The organism is Pseudarthrobacter sp. CC4 (assembly GCF_048957775.1).
Taxonomy (GTDB): Bacteria; Actinomycetota; Actinomycetes; order Actinomycetales; family Micrococcaceae; genus Arthrobacter.
Window position 1 is genome coordinate 48079 of record NZ_JARCCZ010000021.1, and the last position, 21851, is coordinate 69929.

Below are 21851 nucleotides of genomic sequence, written 5' to 3' on the forward strand. Positions count from 1 at the left end.
TCCTAACTAGCAGGCGGTCAACCGCGCGACAAAGATGAAACTGTTGCGAGAGGAGTCCTGCGATGAGCACTGTGGACAGCTTCGGTTCAAAAGGCAAACTTAATGTAGCCGGAACCGAATACGAAATTTTCCGGTTGAACTCCGTTGAAGGTGCAGAAAACCTTCCGTTCAGCCTCAAGGTATTGCTTGAAAACCTGTTGAGGACCGAGGACGGCGCGAACATCACTGCCGATCACGTCCGCGCCTTGGCAGGCTGGGATCCCAACGCCCAGCCCGATACAGAAATCCAGTTCACGCCTGCACGCGTGATCATGCAGGACTTCACCGGCGTCCCCTGCGTGGTGGACCTGGCGACAATGCGTGAAGCGGTCAAGGAACTGGGCGGCGACCCCAAGCGGGTGAACCCCCTGGCGCCCGCCGAGATGGTCATTGACCACTCGGTCCAGATCGATGCCTTCGGTAACTCCGGCGCACTGGAGCGCAACATGGAGATCGAATACCAGCGCAACGGGGAGCGTTACCAGTTCCTGCGCTGGGGCCAGACCGCATTCGACGACTTCAAGGTGGTTCCCCCGGGAACCGGCATCGTCCACCAGGTCAACATCGAATACCTGGCACGCACCGTCATGACCCGCGAAGTGGACGGCGCGCTCCGTGCGTACCCGGATACCTGCGTGGGCACCGACTCGCACACCACCATGGTCAACGGACTGGGCGTGCTCGGCTGGGGCGTCGGCGGCATCGAAGCCGAGGCCGCCATGCTGGGCCAGCCCGTCTCCATGCTGATCCCGCGTGTTGTGGGCTTCAAGCTGAGCGGATCCATCCCGGCGGGCGCCACGGCTACCGACGTGGTGCTGACCATCACCGAGATGCTCCGCAAGCACGGCGTGGTGGGCAAGTTCGTGGAGTTCTACGGCGAAGGCGTGGCCGCTGTGCCGCTGGCCAACCGCGCCACCATCGGCAACATGAGCCCCGAGTTCGGTTCCACCGCGGCCATGTTCCCGATCGACGACGTCACCCTGGACTACCTGCGCCTTACCGGCCGCTCGGAGCAGAACGTTGCCCTCGTGGAGGCTTACGCGAAGGAACAGGGCCTCTGGCACGATCCTTCCCGCGACATCAAGTTCTCCGAGTACCTGGAACTGGACCTGTCCACGGTTGTTCCGTCCATCGCAGGCCCCAAGCGCCCGCAGGACCGCATCGAACTGACCGAGGCCAAGGACGAGTTCCGCCACGACCTCAAGAACTACGTTTCCCACGATGCCAACGCCGGTACCCTGGACGAATCGCTGGAGGAGTCCTTCCCGGCCTCCGATTCGCCCTCCTTCACGGCCGGCGCCACGCACATCTCCGACACCGACCGGGAGCCCCCGAAGTACTCGGCAGGCCATGGGGCAGCGGGCCGCATCTCCCAGCCTGTGCCGGTCAAGACGGCTGACGGCCGCGAGTTCGAGCTGGACCACGGTGCCGTCACCATCGCCTCCATCACCTCCTGCACCAACACGTCCAACCCGTCGGTCATGCTGGCCGCCGCAGTCCTGGCGCGCAATGCCGTGGACAAGGGCCTGACGTCCAAGCCGTGGGTCAAGACCTCCGTCGCCCCCGGCTCGAAGGTTGTCACCGACTACTACGAGAAGTCCGGCCTGACGCCCTACCTGGAGAAGCTCGGCTTCTACATCGTGGGCTACGGCTGTGCTACCTGCATCGGCAACTCCGGCCCGCTGGAAGCTGAAGTGTCGGAAGCCATCCAGGCCAACGACCTCGCCGTTGCTGCTGTCCTCTCGGGCAACCGCAACTTCGAAGGCCGCATCAACCCGGACGTCAAGATGAACTACCTGGCCTCCCCGCCGCTGGTCATCGCCTACGCCCTGGCCGGTTCCATGGACTTCGACTTCGAAACCGACGCCCTGGGCAAGGACCAGGCCGGCAACGACGTCTTCCTCAGGGACATCTGGCCCAACCCGGTTGAGGTCCAGCAGGTCATCGATTCCTCGATCGACAAGGACATGTTCGCCAGGGGCTACGAAGGCGTCTTCGAAGGCGACCACCGCTGGAAGGCGCTCGACACTCCCGCCGGCGATACCTTCGCCTGGGATCCGAACTCCACTTACGTCCGGAAGCCCCCGTACTTCGAGGGCATGCAGGCGAAGCCGGAGCCGGTCAAGGACATCACGGGCGCCCGCGTGCTCCTGAAGCTGGGCGATTCGGTCACCACCGACCACATCTCCCCGGCCGGATCGTTCAAGTCCGACACCCCTGCCGGCCAGTACCTGCTGGCCAACGGCGTGGAGCGCAAGGACTTCAACTCCTACGGTTCCCGCCGCGGCAACCACGAGGTGATGATCCGCGGAACGTTCGCAAACATCCGCATCAAGAACCAGATCCTGGACGGCGTCGAGGGTGGCTTCACCCGCGACTTCACCCAGGAGGGCGGCCCGCAGGCCTACGTCTATGACGCCGCGCAGAACTACCAGGCGGCCGGCACCCCGCTGGTGGTCCTGGCCGGCAAGGAATACGGTTCCGGTTCCTCCCGCGACTGGGCTGCAAAGGGTACCGCCCTGCTGGGCGTCAAGGCCGTCATCGCCGAGAGCTACGAGCGCATCCACCGCTCCAACCTCATCGGCATGGGCGTCCTGCCGCTGCAGTTCCCGGCCGGCGAGTCCGCTGCAACCCTGGGCCTTTCCGGTACGGAGACGTTCTCGGTTGAGGGCGTCACCGCCCTGAACGAGGGCACCACGCCGAAGACCCTCAAGGTCACCGCAACTGCCGAGGACGGCACCTCGACGTCGTTCGACGCCGTCCTGCGCATCGATACCCCGGGTGAAGCGGACTACTACCGCAACGGCGGCATCCTGCAGTACGTGCTGCGCCAGATCTCCGCCAACTAGCGGGTTCCGCCAGCAGGCACCACCTCCCGAAGCCCCGGCCGGTCACCGACCAGCCGGGGCTTCGGCTTTGCATTTGAGCCGACGCGTTAGAGTTAAACGGCACGTCTACCATCCGAAGGAGGGGTCATTGGGAATCTTGGACACCATCCGGAATCCGCAGGACCTGAACGAGTTGTCCGAAGAACAGCTAAAAGAGTTGGCTTCGGAGATCAGGGAGTTCCTGATCACGAACGTCTCCCAGACAGGCGGCCACCTCGGACCAAACCTCGGCGTGGTGGAACTGACGCTGGCCGTGCACCGCATCTTCGATTCGCCGCGTGACAGCATCGTTTTTGACACCGGCCACCAGTCGTACGTCCACAAGCTCCTGACGGGGCGCCAGGACTTCAGCACCCTGCGCCAGGAGGGCGGCCTCTCCGGCTACCCGTCCCGCGCGGAGTCCGCACATGACATCGTGGAGAGCTCGCACGCCTCCTCCTCGCTGTCCTGGGCCGACGGCATCTCGCGCGCCCGGCAGCTGACCGGCGAAGGCGACCGGCACGTCGTCGCCGTCGTGGGCGACGGTGCCCTGACCGGCGGCATGGCCTGGGAAGCCATCAACAACATCGCCGCAGACAAGAAGCGCCGCGTTGTCATTGTGGTCAATGACAACGGCAGGTCCTATGCTCCCACCGTGGGCGGCTTCGCGGACTACCTGGCCTCGCTGCGCCCCACCATTGACTCCTTCCGCGCCACCCCCGCCTACGAACGGGCGCTGGACTGGTGGAAGAAGAAGCTGCAGAGCGGTGGACCCGTGGGCCAGTTCACCTACAAGAGCCTGCACGCCATGAAGAAGGGCATCAAGGACTGGTGGGCGCCGCAGGGGATGTTCGAGGACCTGGGCATGAAGTACATCGGCCCGGTGGACGGCCACAACCTCCAGGCGATGGAGCACGCCCTCGCCACGGCCAGGCACTACGCCGGCCCGGTGATTGTCCATGCGATGACCGAAAAGGGCCACGGCTACGCCCCGGCACGCGCCCACGAGGCTGACCAGTTCCACGCCGTCGGCATCATCGACCCCGAAACCGGCGAACCCACCGGAACCGCCGGGGCCCAGTCCTGGACGTCCGTGTTTGCCGATGAGATCGCCGCCATCGCGGATGAGCGGAAGGACGTCGTGGGCATTACCGGCGCGATGCTCATCCCCGTGGGGCTGCACAAGTTCGCTGCCCGGCACCCGGACCGCGTGATCGACGTCGGAATCGCCGAACAGCACGCCCTCACCTCCGCCGCCGGCATGGCGTTCGGCGGCCTGCATCCGGTGGTCGCCGTCTACGCCACCTTCCTCAACCGCGCCTTCGACCAGCTCCTGATGGACGTTGCCCTGCACAAGGCAGGCGTCACGATCGTCCTGGACCGCGCCGGGGTCACCGGGCCGGACGGCGCCAGCCACCACGGCATGTGGGACATGGCCATGGTCCAGATCGTTCCCGGCCTCCACCTGGCCGCGCCTCGCGACTCCACCAGGCTGCGCGAGGAACTCCGCGAGGCAGTGGCGGTCAGCGACGCCCCCACGGTGGTCCGCTTCTCCAAAGGCTCCGTTGGCGCCGAAGTGGAAGCGCTGGAACGCCTCAGCGACGGCGTGGACGTGCTGGCCCGCAGGCCCAGCGGCTCAACCGAGAACGATGTCCTGATCATCAGTGTGGGCGCCATGGCCGAACTCGCGCTGGATGTGGCCAACCGGCTTGGCGCGCAAGGCATCAGCACCACGGTGGTGGACCCGCGCTGGGTCCTGCCCGTGCCGCGCTCCATTGTTGCACTGGCGTCCCACCACCGCCTGGTCATCTGCATCGAGGACGGCGTCCGTGCCGGCGGCGTCGGCTCACGGATCCGCCAGGAAATGCGCGCATCAGGCGTGGACACCGCCCTGAACGAGGTGGGCCTGCCGGTCGAATTCCTGGACCACGGCACACGCGGGCAGATCCTCGAACGCGTGGGCCTGACGGCCCAGCAGATCACGCACGACGTCGTCGCGCAGGTTCTCGGGACAAAGGTCCCGTTTGCCCGTCCGTTGCCCGGCCAGCAGCACCCCACCACCGGCAGCCTTCCGATTCTGTGAGGGAAGAAGACGCACTGAAGTACCCGGGTGCAGCGGGGGAGTCCGGGCGGCCCATGCACACCACCACCACCCGGGTTCCCGCCGGGCTGAAGCCTGGCCAGCTGGTAGTGGCCAGGAACAGGAAATGGAACGGCAAGGCGCACTGGGTGGTGCCGGGGCGCTACCTGGGCGAAGACGAACATGGGTGGTGGATCTTCCAGGGAACCAATGAGTTCTGCTCCAGGCCCGGTGCGGCGTTCTACACCAAATCCGACGCCGTGCTGCTGGTTCCGCGCTCCGGCGACTGGGTTGCCACGTTCTACGATGACGTACACCCGAACCAGGTCCGGGTGTACGTGGACTTGGCTGTGGGCCACGAGTGGACAGTCATCCGGCCCGCCGTCACCGAGTTCCATGTGATCGACATGGACCTGGATGTCATCCGCACCGAAGACCGCGGCGTGTTCATCGATGACCAGGACGAGTTCGCCGAGCACAGTATCTCCATGCATTACCCGGACCGGCTGGTGGCGGACATCCAGAATGCCGCAGACCAGCTTTACCATGCCGTCAAGGCGCAACAGGCTCCGTTCGACGGCACTGACGTCGCATGGTTCACAGAGGGACGAAAATGAGCGGAATTGTCAGGGTCTACAAGCGCGACGACGAGGGCACCCTCCACTTCCGGGAGGCCTGGTATGACGGGGACTACAGCCAGTTCGTCATGAACTACGGCGCGGTGGGGCACCAGAGCAAAACGGAAGAGACCGACGTGCCCGATGCGGAGGCAGCCGAGGGGCTCCTGGACGCCTTCGCGGCCCAGTGCGCCGAGGACGGCTACGCCGAAATCCCCGACGAGGAGCAGTTCTGGGTGGTAGCCCAGTTCGCACTCAAAACCAGGGAAGGCACGGACCGGGACCGCTACCTCGAAGAGAAGGCAACGGACGCCCTCATCAGCCACCTCGCCTGGCGTGGACTGGGAACCGTGGAGCGTTCCGGGTTCACGGATTACAAGCTGAACATCTTCTGCCTTTGCCCCGACGTGAACAAGGCCGTCAACGCCATCAAGGTCTGCACCCGCGGCGAGGACCTGGATTTCACCAAGCTGAGCATCGGGGCCGCCCCGTACAACGAACCCGAGCACTTCAAGCTCAAGCACTCAGCCAAACCCGCCACCGGCTTCAGCCTTTAGGAGCATCCCGTGACCGCGTACCGCCGCGTCGGTAAATCCGGCCTGACCGTCTCCACCGTGGGCCTGGGCTGCAACAACCTTGGCCGCGCCAACACCGTCACCGAATCCCAGGAAGCCACGGACGCCGTCGTCCACGCCGCACTCGACGCCGGAATCACCCTGTTCGACGTCGCAGACACCTATGGCCGGGAACCCGGCCTCAGCGAAACGATGCTGGGCAGGGCCCTCGGCAGCCGGCGCCCCGACGTCGTCCTTGCCACCAAGTTCGGCATGGACATGAAAGGCGCCAGCGGGCCGGACTTCGGCGCCCGAGGCTCCCGCCGCTACATCATCCAGGCGGTGGAGGCGTCGCTGCGGCGGCTGGGCACCGACTGGATCGACCTCTACCAGTTCCACACCCCGGATCCGCTGACCCCCATTGACGAAACCCTGTCCGCGCTGGACACGCTCGTCACCAGCGGCAAGGTCCGCTACCTCGGGCACTCCAACCGCGCCGGCTGGCAGATCGCCCAGGCCGAGTACGTCGCCCGCGAACTCGGCGGCGCGCGGTTCATCTCCACCCAGAACCACTACAACCTCCTGGACCGCCGGGCGGAACTCGAGGTGACCCCGGCCGCCGAGGAGTTCGGACTCGGCGTCCTGCCCTACTTCCCCCTCGCCAACGGACTGCTGACCGGCAAGTACTCGCCCGGCCATGCCCCGGAGGGCTCCAGGCTCAGCCACACCCGCACGAACCTCGTCCACGACGCCGACTGGGACCAGCTGGACAGGTTCAGCCGCTTCGCCGGGGACCGCGGCCTGAACGAAGTCCAGGTTGCGTTCTCCTGGCTGGCCGCCCAGCCCTCGGTGGCCAGCGTCATCGCCGGGGCCACCCGGCCTGAGCAGGTGCGCCAGAACGCGGAAGCAGCGGACTGGGTTCCTTCTGACAAGGACCTTGCCGAGCTGGACGATATCTTCCCCGCAGCGCCCAAGGTGGCGCTCTTCTAGGAAACGACATGACCGCCTTCCTGCTGGATGTGGACACCGGCATCGACGACGCCCTGGCACTCGCGTACCTTGCCGCCCTCCCGGACACCGAGTTCGTCTCGGTCACGGCCACCCCTGGAAATGTGGACGCGGACCAGGTGGCCCGCAACACCCTGGCACTGTTGGAACTCTGCGGACGCCCCGGTGTGGAAGTGGCCGTCGGCGCGCGCGGACCACTGGCCATACCGCTGCTGACCACCCCGGAAACGCACGGCCCGCAGGGCATCGGGTACGCGGTCCTGCCGGAACCGGCCGGCGCTGTGTCGGCGCGCCACGCCGTCGATCTGTGGGTTGACCACGCACGCAACCGGCCGGGGGAGCTCACGGCCCTGATCACCGCGCCCCTCACCAACTTCGCGCTGGCCCTGCGGCAGGAACCCAGGCTGCCCGAGCTGCTGGCAAAGGTTGTGATCATGGGCGGAAGCTTCTACCACCAGGGCAACACCACGCCCACGGCGGAGTGGAACACGCACGTGGATCCCCACGCGGCCAAGGAAGTCTATGCCGCCTTCCGCGGGCAGCCGCCGGAGAAACTGCCGGTGGTCTGCTCGCTGGACACCACTGAGCGGATCGAGCTGCACCCGGCGCACGTCCAGCAGCTGGCCGAGGCGGCCGGCGCGACAGTTCCCGAGCTGGTGCTGCCCGGCCAGCCCGAAGGACAGCGCAGCACCTCGGACAACAAGCTCATCAGGCACCTGTCCGATGCCCTGCGGTTCTACTTCGAATTCCACCGCCACTATGACCAGGGATACCTGGCCCATGTCCACGACTTCTTTGCCGCTGGCGTGGCCGCGGGCACCCTGGAGTTCCAGGCACTGCCCGCCACCGTCGACGTCGAGACCGGGTCTCCGCTCCTGATGGGCACCACCGTGGCGGACTTCCGGGGACTGTGGGGCATTCCGCCCAATGCCAGGGTGGTGACGGCGAACCAGCCCGAAGCCGCCTTCCGGGAACTGGTGTCCGCCGTCGGGAGCATGGCCCGGCGCCTGGGCTGAGCGCCCCCGAAACCTCGCTGGGCCGCGCAAAACTGCCGCGGTAGAATGGTTCGCGTCCGGCCCGGCCACACGCCGCCGGCTGCTGCCGAGGTGACATAGGCGGCGCTCCGCCCGGCCCGGGAACTCCGGGCCACCCGCGCCCCGCACCCTGAAGGAACCTCCATGTCATCGCACTCCCTGACGTTGCCGTCCCCGGCGCCCGCCGCTGCCCGCAGGCGCCGGCTGCTGGAAATCCTCGGCGCCCTGGCCATCGCCAGCACCTACGTCTACCTGGTGCTGAACCAGCCTGCAGACATCACCGGGGGACCAGGCAGCGCGTCCGCCCTGATCGCCCTTTCCGGCTTCCTCGTCGGCGCCGTGCTGCTGATTGTCGCCGTCCTGCCCACGCTGCCGGCCTCCACCGTGGTGCTGATCCCCGTGGCGCTGGTGCTGAACATTGTGCTGGGCCAGTTCGTAGGCAGCACCCTGGTCCCGTTCTACCTTGACACCATCGGCACGGTCCTCATCGCGGTGCTGGCCGGCCCGGCGGCGGGCGCGGCGACCGGTGCACTGAGCAGCATTGTCTGGTCCTTCTTCAACCCCACCGTGCTGCCGTTCGCCGCCGGGGCCGCACTGATCGGCTGCCTTGCCGGCCTCGCCGCCCGCCATGGAATGTTCCGCCGCTTCTACCTCGCCCCCGTGGCAGGGTTCGTCACCGGCATCATCGGCGGCGTGGTGTCCGCGCCGGTGGCGGCCTTCGTCTTTGGCGGCACGTCCGGCGTGGCCACCGGTGCCGTCGTCAGTGCCTTCCGCGCCATGGGCGACACCCTCCTGGCCGCCATCACCAAACAGGCGCTCATCTCCGACCCCATGGACAAAGCGATTGTGTTCACCGTTGTGGCCATCCTGGCGTACGCGCTTCCGCGCCGCGCACGGCTGCAGTTCCCGTTCATCCGCCGGCACCGCGTGCTGGCCGGCAAGATGCCGGAACAGGGTTCCTGACCAGTCTGATGCGCCTCCACCCGCTCACCTCGCTGGCAGCCGCCGGCAGTACGGCGGCCATTACGACGGCGGCAGCCAGTTTGCCGCTGTCCCTCGCCGTCGTGGCGGCGGCCGCCGTCGTGTCGGCCCGCGCGGGTACGGCGCGCAGGATGCTCCCGGCCGCCGCGGCTGTCCTGCTCCCGCTGGGGCTGTCCCTGCTGGTCCTGCATGGGCTGTTCTTTCCCGAGGGCCGGACCGTCCTGGCGCAGTGGGGGCCGGCCCGCGTCACCGCGGAGGGGCTTTCCTTCGCCGTGGAACGGGCGGCACAGCTGGGAGCGGTAATCCTTGCGCTCCTGGTGTTCTCCTTCAGTGTCAGCGTTCCGGACCTGGTGGCGGCGTTGTCCGCACGCGGCGTCCAGGGCCGGTTCGCTTTCGTGCTGGCGTCCACCCTCACCCTGCTGCCGGCCATCACCTCCAGGGCGGAGGGGATCCGGCAGGCCCAGGAATCCCGCGGCCTGGTGATCCGGCGCGGACTCCTGCACCGCGTGGCGGCCTTCCGCCGCCAGGCGGTCCCGCTGGTCCTGTCCCTGGTCGAGGACGCCGGAACCCGTGCAGCGGCGCTGGAGTCCCGCGGCTTCAGCAACCCGGGACCCCGGACCAGCTACCGCGTTGTACCGGATTCCCGACTCCAGCGCGTGTTCCGGGTTGTCCTGCTGGTGGCCTCCGCTGCGGCTGTCGGTGCCCGGCTCTGGCTTGCCGCGGAGGGGACCTAGGACATGGCTGGCGGCCGGAACGCCCTTGAAACCGCCGGACCGATACTCTCGGCCGGCATCAGGACCTTCACTTTCCATGACGACGCCGCCCCGGTCCTGCACGGGGTGGAGCTCGCCTTCGTCCCCGGAACGTTCACCGCTGTGCTTGGACCGTCGGGAAGCGGGAAATCCACCCTGGGCCGGGTGCTGGCCGGCTGGCTTCCGCCCGGAAGCGGGGGAACCCTCCATGGCTTCCTGGAGCTCGCGGGTACCCGCCTGCAGTTCGGCGGCAGCGGGGATCCACGCATCAATCCCGCGGAATGGGGACGCCAGGTCGGGTTTGTTCCCCAGGATCCAGCCGCCGTCCTGTCCACGGTGCGGGCCACGGTGGCCGAAGAACTCGCGTTCGGCCTCGAGAACAGGGCGGTGGAGCGCACCGCCATGAAGTCCACGGTGGAACGTACCGCCGCGCTCCTGGGACTCACGGACCTCCTGGACCATCACCCCTCCCGGCTTTCCGGCGGCCAGCTGCGCCGGCTTGCCATTGGCTGCGCCATCGTCACGGAACCTCGGGTGCTGATCATGGACGAGCCCTTCGCTTCGCTGGACAGCGCAGGCACCGCCGGACTGGCACAGCTGGTGCGGGACCTCGTCAAGCGGGGCACCGCCGTCGTGATCCTCAGCCAGGTGGTCGATACGCCGCTCCTTGACGCCGGGACGTGGCATGTTGTGGTGGACGGCAGGGTAACGGCCAGCGGCACCCCTGCCGAACTGCATCCGGGCTCCGGCCTGCTGCCGTCGGGCATCCGGCGCCCCGGCAGCCTGCCGGAGGGAAAGGATGCGGCACGGCCCCGCGGAGCAGCGCGCCCGGCCGTGCCAGCCAGTGTGCCGCCTGGCACGGCACCAACCGTCCCGGTGCTGGAACTCCGCGGCGTCTCCTTCGACTACCCGGATGGCGGGAGGAAGACCCCTCGCCGCACGCGGCCGGGAGGCGGTCCCGGCCCCGCCAGGCAACCGCGGGTGCTGCGGGACGTCAACCTGGCGGTCAACCCCGGGGAGATCGTGGCAGTTACCGGCCCCAATGGTGCAGGGAAATCAACGCTGCTGCGCCACCTCAACGGACTGCTGCGGCCCGCCTCCGGGCAGGTCCTCGTCCGTGGCTCGGACATAGCCGGGACGCCGGCCGGCGTGGTGGCCCGATCAGTGGGCCTGCTGTTCCAGCAACCCCGGGACCAGCTGTTCGAGCGGACCGTACTCCGGGAGGTGCGCTTCGGCCTGGACAGCCTCTTCCACCCCGGTGAGGCGCCGGGCCGGGCCCTCGAGGCGCTGGCCGCCGTCGGCCTGGCAGGGGCTGCCGGTGAGCACCCCGCCGAACTGCCCGCGTCCAGCCAGCGCCTCCTTGCCCTGGCCACGGTCCTTGCCCGCAAACCCGCGGTCCTGGCCCTGGACGAACCCACCGTGGCGCTCGACGGCGACGGCCTGGCCCTGCTGGACGCTGCGGTGCGTTCCGCGGCAGGGGAGGGCGCCGCCGTCGTGCTGGTCACGCATGACCTCGCCTATGCCCGGTCAATGGCACACCGCGGTGTGGAGCTCGACGGCGGCCTGCTGGCCGGGTGATCCGGCCGGTTGATCAGGCCGGGCGGGACGCCGCTCCCGGCGGCAGGAAGCGCCTGCCGTTGACGCGTTCGGAGGCACCCACCCGGTCAAGGTACGGGGTGATGCCGCCGAGGAACATGGGCCATCCGGCGCCCAGGATCATGCAGAGGTCAATGTCCTCCGGCCCTGCAACCACGCCTTCTGCGAGCATGAGGCCGATTTCCTCCGCGAGGGCGTCCTGGGTGCGCCGCAGCACCTGCTCCGCCGTGGAAGGGGAGGTGCCGAAGGACATCAGCGCCAGCGTGGACTGCGGGATCTCCTTCGAGCCGTCCGGGCCGGCCGCCCAGAGGCCCTTCACGCCGTTGTCGATGAGCTTTTGCAGGTTGGCGGATACCGTGAAGCGTTCGCCGAAGGCGGCGTGGAGCGATTCCTGCACGTGCTGGGCCACGGGAAGCCCCACCATGGCGCCCAGTGTGAAGGGCGTCATCGGCAGGCCCATGGGCCGCAGGGCGTTGTCGGCCACTTCAGCCGGGGTGCCTTCGTCAAAGGCGGCCGTCACTTCACCCATCAGCCGCAGCAGGATCCGGTTGACCACGAACGCGGCGGCATCCTTGACCAGCACGGCAGTCTTTTTGAGGCCCTTGGCCAGCTCAAACGCGGTGGCGAGGACGGCGTCGTCGGTCCGCGGGGCACGGACGATTTCCAGCAGCGGCATGACGGCCACGGGGTTGAAGAAATGGAAGCCCACCACGCGCTCCGGGTGCTTCAGATCCTCCGCCATGGCCGTGACCGACAAGGAAGAGGTGTTGGTGGCCAGGATGCAGTCCGGAGTAACGATCTCCTCCAGTTCCGCAAAGACCTGTTTCTTGACGTTGAGTTCTTCGAAGACCGCTTCGATCACAAAGTCGGCGTCGGCGAAAACCTCCTTGGACGCCGAGCCCGTGACCAGCGCCTTCGTCCGGTTGGCGGCGTCCTGGCTGATGCGTGCCTTTGCCAGCAGCTTGTCCACCTCAGCGTGGACATAATCCACGCCCTGTTCCACCCTGGCCTGGTCGATGTCCGTCATCACCACGGGGACCTTGAGCTGGCGGGCGAACAGCAGGGCCAGCTGGCTGGCCATCAGTCCGGCGCCAACAACGCCCACCTTGGTGACCGGGCGGGCCAGCTTGCGGTCCGGGGCCCCGGCCGGCCGCTTGGAGCGCTTCTGGACGAGGTCAAGGAACGCGTAGACGGTGGCGCGGAATTCGTCGGTCTGCATGAGTCCGGCCAGCGTTTCGCATTCAAGCGCGGCGGATTCGGCCTGGGTCATGGTGCGGTTCGCCTCGAGGAGGTCCAGGACCTTTCCCGGGGCGGGCGCTGCATTGGAGGTCTTGGCCTCCACGAAGGCCCGCCCGGCCGCGACCGCACCGGCCCACCTGGCGGCAGTTTTGGGTTCGGAAGGGTCGACGGCGTTGGCTCGTTCCGGGATGACGTCGCCGGAGATGACGCCCGCCGCCCAGGCCAGGGACTGCTCCAGGAAATCGGCCGGTTCGAAGATGGCGTCGGCCACGCCGAGGCTGAATGCCTGGGGTCCGGTCAGCGTCCGGTTGTTGCTGAGCGGGTTTTCGATCATCACCTTCACGGCGTTTTCCGGCCCGATGAGACGGGGCAGGATGTAGACACCGCCCCAGCCCGGGACTAGTCCCAGGAAGGCTTCCGGCAATGCCAGTGCCCCGGCTCCGGTGGACACCGTGCGGTAGGTGGACTGCAGCGCGATTTCGAGGCCGCCGCCCAGGGCTGCGCCGTTGATGAAGGCGAAGCTGGGAACGCCCAGGTTGGCCAGAGTTGCGTAAACGTCGTGGCCCAGTTGCGCCATCCACAGCCCGTGCTCGCGTTTTTCGAGGTTCTTGACGGCGGAAAGGTCGGCGCCGGCCACGAGGTAGTAGGGCTTGCCCGTTACTCCGACGCCGACGATCTCACCGCGGCCGGCGCGCTCGCGAAGGCCCTCCAGCACCGTGCCGAGCTCCACCAGGGTGTTGGGTCCCAGCGTGGTGGGCTTGGCGTGGTCCAGGCCGTTGTCCAGGGTGATGAGCGCGAACGTGCCGGGGCTGGGTTTCCCCGCCGGAGCGGGCAGTTCGATGTCCTGGACGTAGGAGTGCGTGACGGTCTCGTTCGGGAACATTTCTGCAAGCTTGGTGAAATCTGCGGCGCTCATGCGGCTCCTTCGGAAGCGGTTTCGGTGGCGGCGGAGCCCCCGGGCCGGGCTCCGCTGTTGTCTGTGTATTCCTGGTGATGCGGGTTTTCCCAGATCACGGTGGCTCCCATGCCGAGGCCGACGCACATGGTGGTGATGCCGTACCGGACGGAGTGGTCCTCCTCGAACTGCCGGGCGAGCTGGATTATCAGCCGAACACCGGACGAGGCCAGGGGGTGGCCCACGGCGATGGCGCCGCCGTAGCGGTTGACCCGGGGGTCGTCGTCGGGAATGCCGAAATGGTCCAGGAAGCTGAGCACCTGCACGGCAAAAGCTTCGTTGATTTCAAAGAGGCCGATGTCCGCGATGGTGAGCCCCGCATTCTTCAGCGCCTTCTCGGTGGCCGGCACGGGCCCGATGCCCATGACTTCTGGTTCAACACCCGCGTACGCGTAGCTGACCAGCCGCATTTTGACCGCCAGTCCCAGCTCTGCGGCAGCCTCGGCAGACGCCAGGACCGCTGCGGTGGCGCCGTCGTTCAGGCCTGCGGCGTTTCCGGCGGTGACGCGGCCGTGGGCCCGGAACGGGGTGCGGAGGCCGGCGAGGTCGGCCAGGGAGGTGCCTGGACGTGGCGGTTCATCCGCGGTGTTCAGCGTCCAGCCCTGGCCGGGCTTCAGGGCCGCAACGGGAACCAGGTCCGGCTGGATGCGGCCGTTGCGGCGGGCATTCTCGAACTTGGCCTGCGAGGCGACGGCGTAGGCATCTGTTCGTTCCTTGGTGATCGCCGGGAAGCGGTCGTGCAGGTTCTCGGCCGTGTTCCCCATGTTGAGCGCGGCCGGGTCCACCAGCCGCTCTGACATGAACCGCGGATTCGGGTCGGCGCCTGAGCCCATGGGGTGGTTGCCCATGTGTTCCACGCCCCCGGCCACCACAACGTCGTACGCGCCGAAGCTGATCCCTCCGGCCACGGCGGTCACCGCGGTCATGGCTCCGGCGCACATGCGGTCAACGGCAAAGCCGGGAACCGTCCTGGGCAGTCCGGCAAGCAGGGCAGCCGTCCGGCCAAGGGTGAGGCCCTGGTCTCCGGTCTGGGTGGTTGCCGCAATGGCCACTTCATCGATCCGCGCGGGCGGCAGGGACGGATTCCGCCGCAGCAGCTCGCGGATGCACTTAACTATCAGGTCGTCAGCCCGGGTGCCGGCGTAGATGCCCTTGTCCCCGGCCCTGCCGAATGGTGTGCGGAGGCCGTCCACAAAGACGACGTCCCGGACAGTGCGCATGGATGCGCCGCTTCCCTGGTGGCTCACGTATAACTCCTCATCGAGACGTAGGCGCCGGTGCATGCCTTTGCTGGCAATGGCCCGGCGGCAATACGTTCGATGTTACTCGTGAGTAACTTAGCCCGCAAGGTCCCCGGATTGAATGGACCCTCTCTCACTTAATGCCCATTTTTGGCCGACGCTCTCTCACTTTCTTCAAGAAAGTGAGAGAGCGTCGGCGGTTTTCACGCATCAAGTGAGAGAGCGTCTGGGGATTCGGTTTGGGAGCCGGTGGCGGTGCAGACGGCTGCGCCTACTTGCCCGCTGCGGTGGCGTCCGCCTTGGCTTCCTTGGCTTCCTTGGCGGGCAGCGGCTGCGGGTGCAGGAACGCTTCAACGATGAGGGGCGCTGCCAATTCCACCTGCCACTCACGTGCGCCCAGGGCGCGGAGTTCGGTGGCGACTGCTGCTTCGGTGATCTCCGCCGGCGGCCGCCAGGCCACGCGCCGCAGGTAATCCGGGGTGAGCAGGTTCTCCAGCGGGAGGCTCAGCGACTCTGCCTTCGCCTGCAGCAGCGGCCGGGCGGTGGCCAGGCGGGCGGCCGCCTCCGGGTCCCGGTCCACCCAGACACGGGGCGGAGGCGGCGCGTTGGTGGGCAGGTGCAGCGGCGGGAGTTCTTCGAGATCCCGGGCAGCTGCGATGCAGCGCAGCCAGCGGGGCGCTTCACGTTGCGCCGCCCGGCCGTGGAAGCCCTTGGTGCCCAGCAGCTGCGGCACGGTGGTCGGCATGGCTTTGGCAGCCGCCACCAGGGCGGAGTCGGGAATCAGCCGTCCCGGTGCCACGTCCCGTTTCTGTGCCAGGGAGTCGCGCTCCAGCCACAGCTCACGTACTGCTGCCAGCTGCCGGCGGTCCCTGATCTGGTGTAGGCCGGAGGTCTTCCGCCACGGGTCCACGCGGGCTGGAGGCAATCCGGCGGCCAGGATCGCCGCAAATTCCTGCTCGGCGTACTCCAGCTTTCCGTCGGCCTGGAGGAGCTCGATGAGTTCCTCCCGCAGTTCCGTGAGGACTTCGACGTCCAGTGCGGCATACCGCAGCCAGGGTTCAGGCAGGGGCCGGGTGGACCAGTCCGCTGCCGAGTGCTCCTTGGCGAGTCCGAAGCCGAGCAGCTGTTCGATGACGGCGGCCAGGCCCACGCGGGGCAGCCCGGCCAGCCGGGCGGCAAGTTCAGTGTCGAAGAGCTTGTCCGGCCACATGCCCAGCTCTGAGAGGCAGGGCAGGTCCTGGCTGGCGGCGTGCAGGATCCATTCGACGCCGCGGAGGGCACCGTTGATGATGTCCAGGTTCTCGAAGGGTTCGGGGTCGATCAGCCAGGTCCCGGCGCCCTCGCGCCGGATCTGGACCAGGAAAGCGCGCTGCCCGTAACGGAAGCCGGAAGCCCTCTCGGCGTCCACCCCTGCCGGTCCGGTTCCGGCGGCGATGGCCGCAGCGCAGCGCTCCAGGCCGGACTGCGTCTGGATGACCAGCGGAACGCCCTCCCGGGGAGCAGCCAGCTCAACGATTTCGGGGACGGGGCTGTCAAAGCCTTCCACCGTGATGTGGGGTGCGGCATCAGCGGCCGGGACGCCGGCCGTGGTGTTTTCCGGAATGTTAGGGGTCATGATGCCTCCAGTTTACCGGCCGGCCGGTAAACGCCTGCCTGCCGGGCCGGTGCCTTGCCCGGCCATCCCGTCCGCGGCCCTGCGCCATCGGTCCGCCTTCGGTCCGCCACTGACAAACGGTCTCAGTTCCGGCGGCGCAGCGTCAGCGGCGTCACGCCGTCCGGCAGGGGCGGCAGGCCGGCGAAGGTGCAGACCATGTCGGACCAGGCCTCAAGATGGGCCTGGACGTCGGACGTGGCGGGTGTCCAGGACGCGCGCAGTTCGATGTCGATGGATCCGGGCCTTTCGGACAGGGTGCCGAAACTCTCCGAGAGGACCCTGGTGGCAGTGCCGCCGGCGGCCCGGTACGCCGCCTTGTGGTTCTCCAGTGCCTCCACCAGCCAGGTCCAGGCGACTGTTCCGAGCATTTCGTCGTTGCCCATCTCGGGTTCCAGCTCCGCACGGATATAGGTGACAATGCGGAATTCCCCGTCCCAGACCTCGGAGCCTTGGGGGTCGTGGAGGAGGATGAACCGCCCCGTCGCCAGTTCCAGCCCGTCCTCGTCTTCCGTTCCGGACGCCGCAGCGAGTGCCATGGCGGCGGGGCCGTGAAGCGGGGTGCCGGGAGCACCGGAGCCGGGGGCAAAAACTTCTGCGCCCAGGGCCACGGCAAAGGGCGCCAGCCGGGCCGGCGCCGGGATCTCCGCCAGGCGCAGTTCCCGGCGGCACTGGGCTTTCCTGAGGGTTCCCAAAGCGTGGAGAAACTCGGGGGGAACCTGGTCAAGTGCGTTCACCTTCGCAGGTTACGCAACTGGGCGGGGCAGGGCGGTTAGGCTCGCCGCCGGCTTCCGGCGCGGACCGTCAGTTCCCGCCATTGTGCAGTTCCCGGCGGAGTGCGGCAACGAAGGCATCCACATCCTCTTCGGTGGTATCGAAGGAACACATCCAGCGCACCTCGCGCGTGGCTTCATTCCAGTCATAGAAGCGGAACGACGCGCGCAGCCTGTCGGCCACGCCTTCGGGGAGGACGGCAAAGACGCCGTTGGATTCGGTCTCCTGGGTGGGCCGGACGCCGTCGATGGTGTCGACGGCGGCGCGGAGCCGGGCGGCCATGGCGTTGGCGCGGGCGGCGGACCGCAACCACAGGTCACCTTCCAGGAGCGCGATGAACTGCGCCGACAGGAAGCGCATCTTGGAGGCCAGCTGCATGTCCATCTTGCGCAGGTAGAGGAGCCCGTGGGCTGCTTCCGGATTCAGTGCCACCACCACTTCGCCGAACAGCAGGCCGTTCTTGGTGCCGCCAAAGGACAGGATGTCCACCCCGGCGTCGCGCGTGAAGTCCCGCAGCGGAACCTGGAGGTGGGCTGCGGCGTTGGCCAGCCGGGCACCGTCCATGTGCAGCTTCATCCCCTTGGCATGGGCATGCCCGGCAATGGCCCGGACTTCCTCCGGCGTGTAGCAGGTGCCAAGTTCCGTTGTCTGGGTGATGGACACGGCCAGCGGCTGGGCGCGGTGCTCGTCCCCCCAGCCCCAGGCCTCCCGGTCAATCAGTTCGGGCGTGAGCTTGCCGTCCGGCGTGGGGACGTGCAGCAGCTTGATGCCGCCGACGCGTTCCGGCGCGCCGTTCTCGTCCATGTTGATGTGGGCGGTGGAGGCGCAGACCACCGCGCCCCAGCGGGGGAGCAGCGACTGCAGTGAAAGGACGTTCGCGCCGGTGCCGTTGAAGACCGGAAAGCACTCGATGCCGGAACCGAAGTGGCGCTCCATCAGTTGCTGCAGCCTGGCGGTGTAGTCGTCCTCGCCGTAGGAGACCTGGTGGCCGTCGTTGGCGGCCGCCAGTGCCGCCAGCACCTCGGGATGGACGCCAGAGTAGTTGTCCGAGGCGAAACCCCGCACGTTCGGATCATGGAGGCGGAGACCGGCGGCGGTTTCAGCGGTTGTTGTCATGGCTTTGCTCACGCTTTCAGTGTAGGTAAAGTCCGGGCCGGGGACAGTGACGCCGCCAGCTGCAGCCGCCGGCCGTTCAGTTCGGCGGCCGGGGCATCAAAGAGTCCGACGACGGCGCGCGCCAGGTCCTCGACGTCGGTGGCGCCCGCGAAGGACCGTTCGGGGTGGCGGCGGCGCAGTTCCTCATCGACCAGCGCCTTGACCACCAGCACGACGGCGGCTGGCGCGCTGCCGCCGTTCCTGCCGGCGGCGCGCCTGAAGCCATCAGCGATGGCAAGGGTCCAGGCTTCGGCCGCTGCCTTCGCGGCGGCGTAACTGGCTGTTGCCGCGGTGGGCTCGGCGGCGGTGGTGGAGGACACCATGGCGAACCGCCCGCACGCGGAGGCGGCGACGTCGTCGTAGAAAACCCGTGAGACGTTGCGGAGCGTGGTAATTGCTCCGCGCTCAAGGAAGTCCCAGTCCTCGTCGGTCTGGTCCGCGATCCCCTGTGCGCCCCGCCAGCCGCCCACCAGGTGGATCACAGCATCCATCGGCCCGGCAGCGGCGGTGACATCAGCCCGCAGCTGCCGCACCTCCTCCAGGCGTGCGAGGTCGCACACGAAGGGGGCAACGCCGTCGCCCGCCCGTCCTGCCGCGGACCTGATCCGCTCCGGGTCCGAGCCCACGGTGAACACGCGGTGCCCGGCCTCGCGCAGTGCCCGGGCCACGGCGACGCCGGACGCGCCGCTGCCGCCCGAAACCAGGACGTTCAGCGGCGGTTTTGCCGACTCCATAGCAGCTGTCACAGCGCGGATGCTCCAGTGATGCCGGCAGTGGATTCAATGACCGGGCGCATCTTCTTTTCCAGTGCTTCGTAGAACATGGACAGCGGGAATTCGTCATCGAGCACCTGGTCGGTGAGGCCGCGCGGCGGCCCCGCCAAGGGCAGCGCTTCCGGCCCCTTGGCCCAAACAGATGCCGGGTGGGGCGTGACGGTGGCGGAGATCAGCTGGTATGCAGCCAGCCAGTGGGCGGTTTTGGGGCGGTCGATGGAGCGCCAGTACAGGTCGTCGATGCGGGCGCCGAGGGCGATGACAGCATTGGCTACTTCATCCCAGTCGATGGTCAGCCGGGTGTCCGTCCAGTGCAGGACGCGCTGCTGGTGCAGCCACGCGAACAGCAGCTGGCCGCCCAGGCCGTCGTAGTTCCGCACGCGGCTGCCGGTGATCGCGAACCGGAAGATGCGGTCAAAGATGATGGCGTACTGCACCAGTTTGGCGTGGCGCCGGGCTTCAGGATCGGCATCCTCGTCTTTTTCTATCCGCACGGATTCGCGGAACGCGGTCAGGTCGCAGCGCAGTTCTTCAAGGGAGTACAGGAAGAAGGGCATCCGCTGCTTGATCATGAACGGATCGAACGGCAGGTCGCCGCGCATGTGCGTCCGGTCGTGGATCAGGTCCCACATGACAAACGTGGCCTCGGTCAGGTCCTGGTCGGCGAGCATCTCCGCTGCCCCTTCCGGCAGTTCCAGGCAGGTGGTCTCGGCTGCGGCCTTGAGGACGCGGCGGAACCTGGCCGCCTCCCGGTCTGCGAAGATGGCCCCCCAGGTGAAGGTGGGGGTCTTGCTGACAGCGACGGTCTCAGGGAACAGCACGGCGGAATTGGTGTCATAGCCGGCGGTGAAGTCCACGAAGCGGATGGGAACGAACAGCTTGTTCGAGTAGTCTCCCGCCTCAAGGCCGGCAATGAACTCCGGCCAGATCACTTCGACCAGGACTGCCTCCACCAGACGGTTGCTGCTGCCGTTTTGGGTGTACATGGGGAAGACAACCAGGTGCTGCAGGCCGTCCCGGCGCTGCTTTTGGGGCTGGAATGCCAGGAGGGAGGAAAGGAAGTCGGGGGTGGCGAACCCGGCCTGGGCCCACCGCGAGAAGTCGGTGCAGGCAGCTTCCAGGTACGCCGCATCATGCGGGAAGGCGGGGCTGAGGGCACGAAGCGCATCGATGATCTCATTTACCAGGGCAGCAGCTGCTGCGTGGTGTGCGGGATCCGGAATGGAGCCGTCCTGGACCTGGAAGGCCTGGATGGCGGTGGCGGCTGCCTTGAGCCGGAGCCAGTCATTGTTTTCGGCTGAAATCCCGGTGACGGCGGTGGTCAGGGTTTCGGTCATCGTCGGCTGCCTTTCTGGTTGCTTGCTATCTATGGCGAGCGTAGCAAGCAACCAGCAGAGCTAATTGAAAAAGTAGCCAAACATAAGAATTACTTTGGCTCAGAGCCGTTTCCAGTGCCCGGAGCAGGTCTTTCCCTGCGGGATCAGGACTCCTGTTCCGGGCCTTTGACCTGCGGTTCCTCGGCGGGAACCAGCCGGATGGAGATGGAGTTGATGCAGTAGCGCTGGTCGGTGGGGGTCCCGTAGCCCTCGCCTTCAAACACGTGCCCCAGATGGGAGTCGCACGTGGCGCAGCGGACCTCTACCCGGTCCATTCCCAGCGTGCGGTCGTGGATGTAGCGGACGTTTCCTTCGGCAAGCGGGGCCCAGAAGGACGGCCAGCCGCAGTGGGAATCAAACTTTTCGTTGCTGGTGAACAGTTCCGCTCCGCAGGCGCGGCACTGGTACACGCCGGCAGTGTGGGTGTCCCAGTATTCGCCCGTGTACGGACGCTCGGTTCCCGCCTGGCGGAGCACGTGGTATTCCTCCGGCGTGAGCTCCTCGCGCCATTGCGCGTCGGTTTTTTCCACGCCGTTGCCCGGGACGCCGGCCCCGGCCGGACGCGCCTCCGTGGCCGGCGGTTCCGTGGCTTTGTTTCCGAAGATGCTGTTTCCGAAGATGTTCATAGACTTGTCAACGCTTACGAGTCGCCGATAAATCCCGAGCCTGCATACAGGTGGAGTACCGGCACGCCCAGTTGGTCCTGTGCCTTGTTGGCCCAGTCCGTATGGAAGGTGTCAGCGACGGCATGCGGCCGGGTGATCACCACGGCCTGCCCGGCGCCGGTTTCACGGACCTTGGCGACCAGCCCGTTGACGGCCCCGCCATCCACTATTTCCCCGGTGACGCCTGTGCCCAGTCCCTCCAGGGCGGCCAGGGATACGGCCAGGGTCTCCGCTGCCTGTGCCCGCTCCTGCGTGGGATCGGGGGTGTGGGCAGTGAGCTCCCTGAATGCCTTGGCAATGTCCAGCATCGAAAGGTTTTCAAGGAAGTCCACCAGCAGGTGCCGCTCGGTGTTTGCGGGCACGAGCACCACCAGGCGCGTTTCCGCCCCGTCCACCAGGCGCTCGATGTTCAGGCGGTCGTCCGCCCCCAGGGGTTCTTCGGTCAGGATGACGATCGGTTCACTCATGGCCCTAGCCTAGTCCCGGAGCCGGTC

Annotated in this window: 18 protein-coding genes; 9 read left to right on the forward strand and 9 right to left on the reverse strand. The window is 67.4% G+C overall.

Annotation, left to right across the window (positions count from 1 at the left end; all coding sequences use genetic code 11):
* Nucleotides 1–62 precede the first annotated feature (62 nt).
* The 9 genes from PV768_RS15140 to PV768_RS15180 all read left to right on the forward strand — a co-directional run bounded on the left by PV768_RS15140 (nt 63) and on the right by PV768_RS15180 (nt 11510).
* Nucleotides 63–2888: an aconitate hydratase gene (locus tag PV768_RS15140; protein ID WP_157238469.1), complete on the forward strand. Its 2826-nt coding sequence runs from the start codon at nt 63–65 to the stop codon at nt 2886–2888.
* A 127-nt stretch (nt 2889–3015) separates the two neighbouring features.
* A complete protein-coding gene (dxs, locus tag PV768_RS15145) occupies nt 3016–4989 on the forward strand; it encodes a 1-deoxy-D-xylulose-5-phosphate synthase (protein WP_421093435.1) in 1974 nt (657 codons plus the stop codon).
* Nucleotides 4986–5603, forward strand: a complete 618-nt coding sequence (locus tag PV768_RS15150) for a DUF402 domain-containing protein (protein WP_421093436.1) — start codon at nt 4986–4988, stop codon at nt 5601–5603. Before dxs ends, PV768_RS15150 begins: the two co-directional genes overlap by 4 nt.
* Nucleotides 5600–6160, forward strand: coding sequence for a hypothetical protein (locus tag PV768_RS15155; protein ID WP_157238467.1), 561 nt, complete (start codon nt 5600–5602; stop codon nt 6158–6160). The genes PV768_RS15150 and PV768_RS15155 overlap by 4 nt, the downstream gene beginning before the upstream one ends.
* A gap of 9 nt (nt 6161–6169) precedes the next feature.
* The gene (locus PV768_RS15160; protein WP_421093437.1) at nt 6170–7147 is read left to right on the forward strand and encodes an aldo/keto reductase; all 978 of its coding nucleotides are present in this window, start codon (nt 6170–6172) and stop codon (nt 7145–7147) included.
* Nucleotides 7148–7155: 8 nt separating this feature from the next.
* Complete coding sequence (locus tag PV768_RS15165) at nt 7156–8181, forward strand: nucleoside hydrolase (RefSeq protein WP_157238466.1); 1026 nt, start codon at nt 7156–7158, stop codon at nt 8179–8181.
* Between the two features lie 162 nt (nt 8182–8343).
* Complete coding sequence (locus tag PV768_RS15170) at nt 8344–9162, forward strand: ECF transporter S component (RefSeq protein ID WP_421093438.1); 819 nt, start codon at nt 8344–8346, stop codon at nt 9160–9162.
* Between the two features lie 8 nt (nt 9163–9170).
* Nucleotides 9171–9914: an energy-coupling factor transporter transmembrane component T gene (locus tag PV768_RS15175; protein ID WP_421093439.1), complete on the forward strand. Its 744-nt coding sequence runs from the start codon at nt 9171–9173 to the stop codon at nt 9912–9914.
* A 3-nt stretch (nt 9915–9917) separates the two neighbouring features.
* Entirely contained in the window at nt 9918–11510 is a 1593-nt protein-coding gene (locus PV768_RS15180) for an ABC transporter ATP-binding protein (RefSeq protein WP_421093440.1), read from the forward strand.
* Between the two features lie 13 nt (nt 11511–11523).
* On the opposite strand, the gene PV768_RS15185 is transcribed toward PV768_RS15180, so the two are convergent.
* The 9 genes from PV768_RS15185 to PV768_RS15225 all read right to left on the reverse strand — a co-directional run bounded on the left by PV768_RS15185 (nt 11524) and on the right by PV768_RS15225 (nt 21824).
* A complete protein-coding gene (locus PV768_RS15185; RefSeq protein WP_421093441.1) occupies nt 11524–13683 on the reverse strand; it encodes a 3-hydroxyacyl-CoA dehydrogenase NAD-binding domain-containing protein in 2160 nt (719 codons plus the stop codon).
* On the reverse strand, nt 13680–14969 hold the full coding sequence (locus tag PV768_RS15190) for a thiolase family protein (RefSeq protein WP_421093442.1): 1290 nt from the start codon (nt 14967–14969) through the stop codon (nt 13680–13682). Before PV768_RS15190 ends, PV768_RS15185 begins: the two co-directional genes overlap by 4 nt.
* Before the next feature lie 265 nt (nt 14970–15234).
* Complete coding sequence (locus PV768_RS15195; RefSeq protein ID WP_421093443.1) at nt 15235–16578, reverse strand: HRDC domain-containing protein; 1344 nt, start codon at nt 16576–16578, stop codon at nt 15235–15237.
* Nucleotides 16579–16700: 122 nt separating this feature from the next.
* Nucleotides 16701–17351 (reverse strand): DUF3000 domain-containing protein, encoded by a 651-nt coding sequence (locus PV768_RS15200; RefSeq protein ID WP_323057353.1) that lies wholly within the window; start codon nt 17349–17351, stop codon nt 16701–16703.
* 67 nt (nt 17352–17418) lie between these two features.
* Nucleotides 17419–18504, reverse strand: coding sequence for a threonine aldolase family protein (locus PV768_RS15205; RefSeq protein WP_421093452.1), 1086 nt, complete (start codon nt 18502–18504; stop codon nt 17419–17421).
* A gap of 8 nt (nt 18505–18512) precedes the next feature.
* Entirely contained in the window at nt 18513–19277 is a 765-nt protein-coding gene (locus tag PV768_RS15210) for an SDR family NAD(P)-dependent oxidoreductase (protein ID WP_421093453.1), read from the reverse strand.
* 8 nt (nt 19278–19285) lie between these two features.
* The gene (locus PV768_RS15215; RefSeq protein WP_321215973.1) at nt 19286–20653 is read right to left on the reverse strand and encodes a DUF6421 family protein; all 1368 of its coding nucleotides are present in this window, start codon (nt 20651–20653) and stop codon (nt 19286–19288) included.
* A 143-nt stretch (nt 20654–20796) separates the two neighbouring features.
* Nucleotides 20797–21318 (reverse strand): peptide-methionine (R)-S-oxide reductase MsrB, encoded by a 522-nt coding sequence (msrB, locus tag PV768_RS15220; RefSeq protein ID WP_421093444.1) that lies wholly within the window; start codon nt 21316–21318, stop codon nt 20797–20799.
* 14 nt (nt 21319–21332) lie between these two features.
* Complete coding sequence (locus PV768_RS15225; protein WP_157238457.1) at nt 21333–21824, reverse strand: hypothetical protein; 492 nt, start codon at nt 21822–21824, stop codon at nt 21333–21335.
* Nucleotides 21825–21851: the final 27 nt, after the last annotated feature.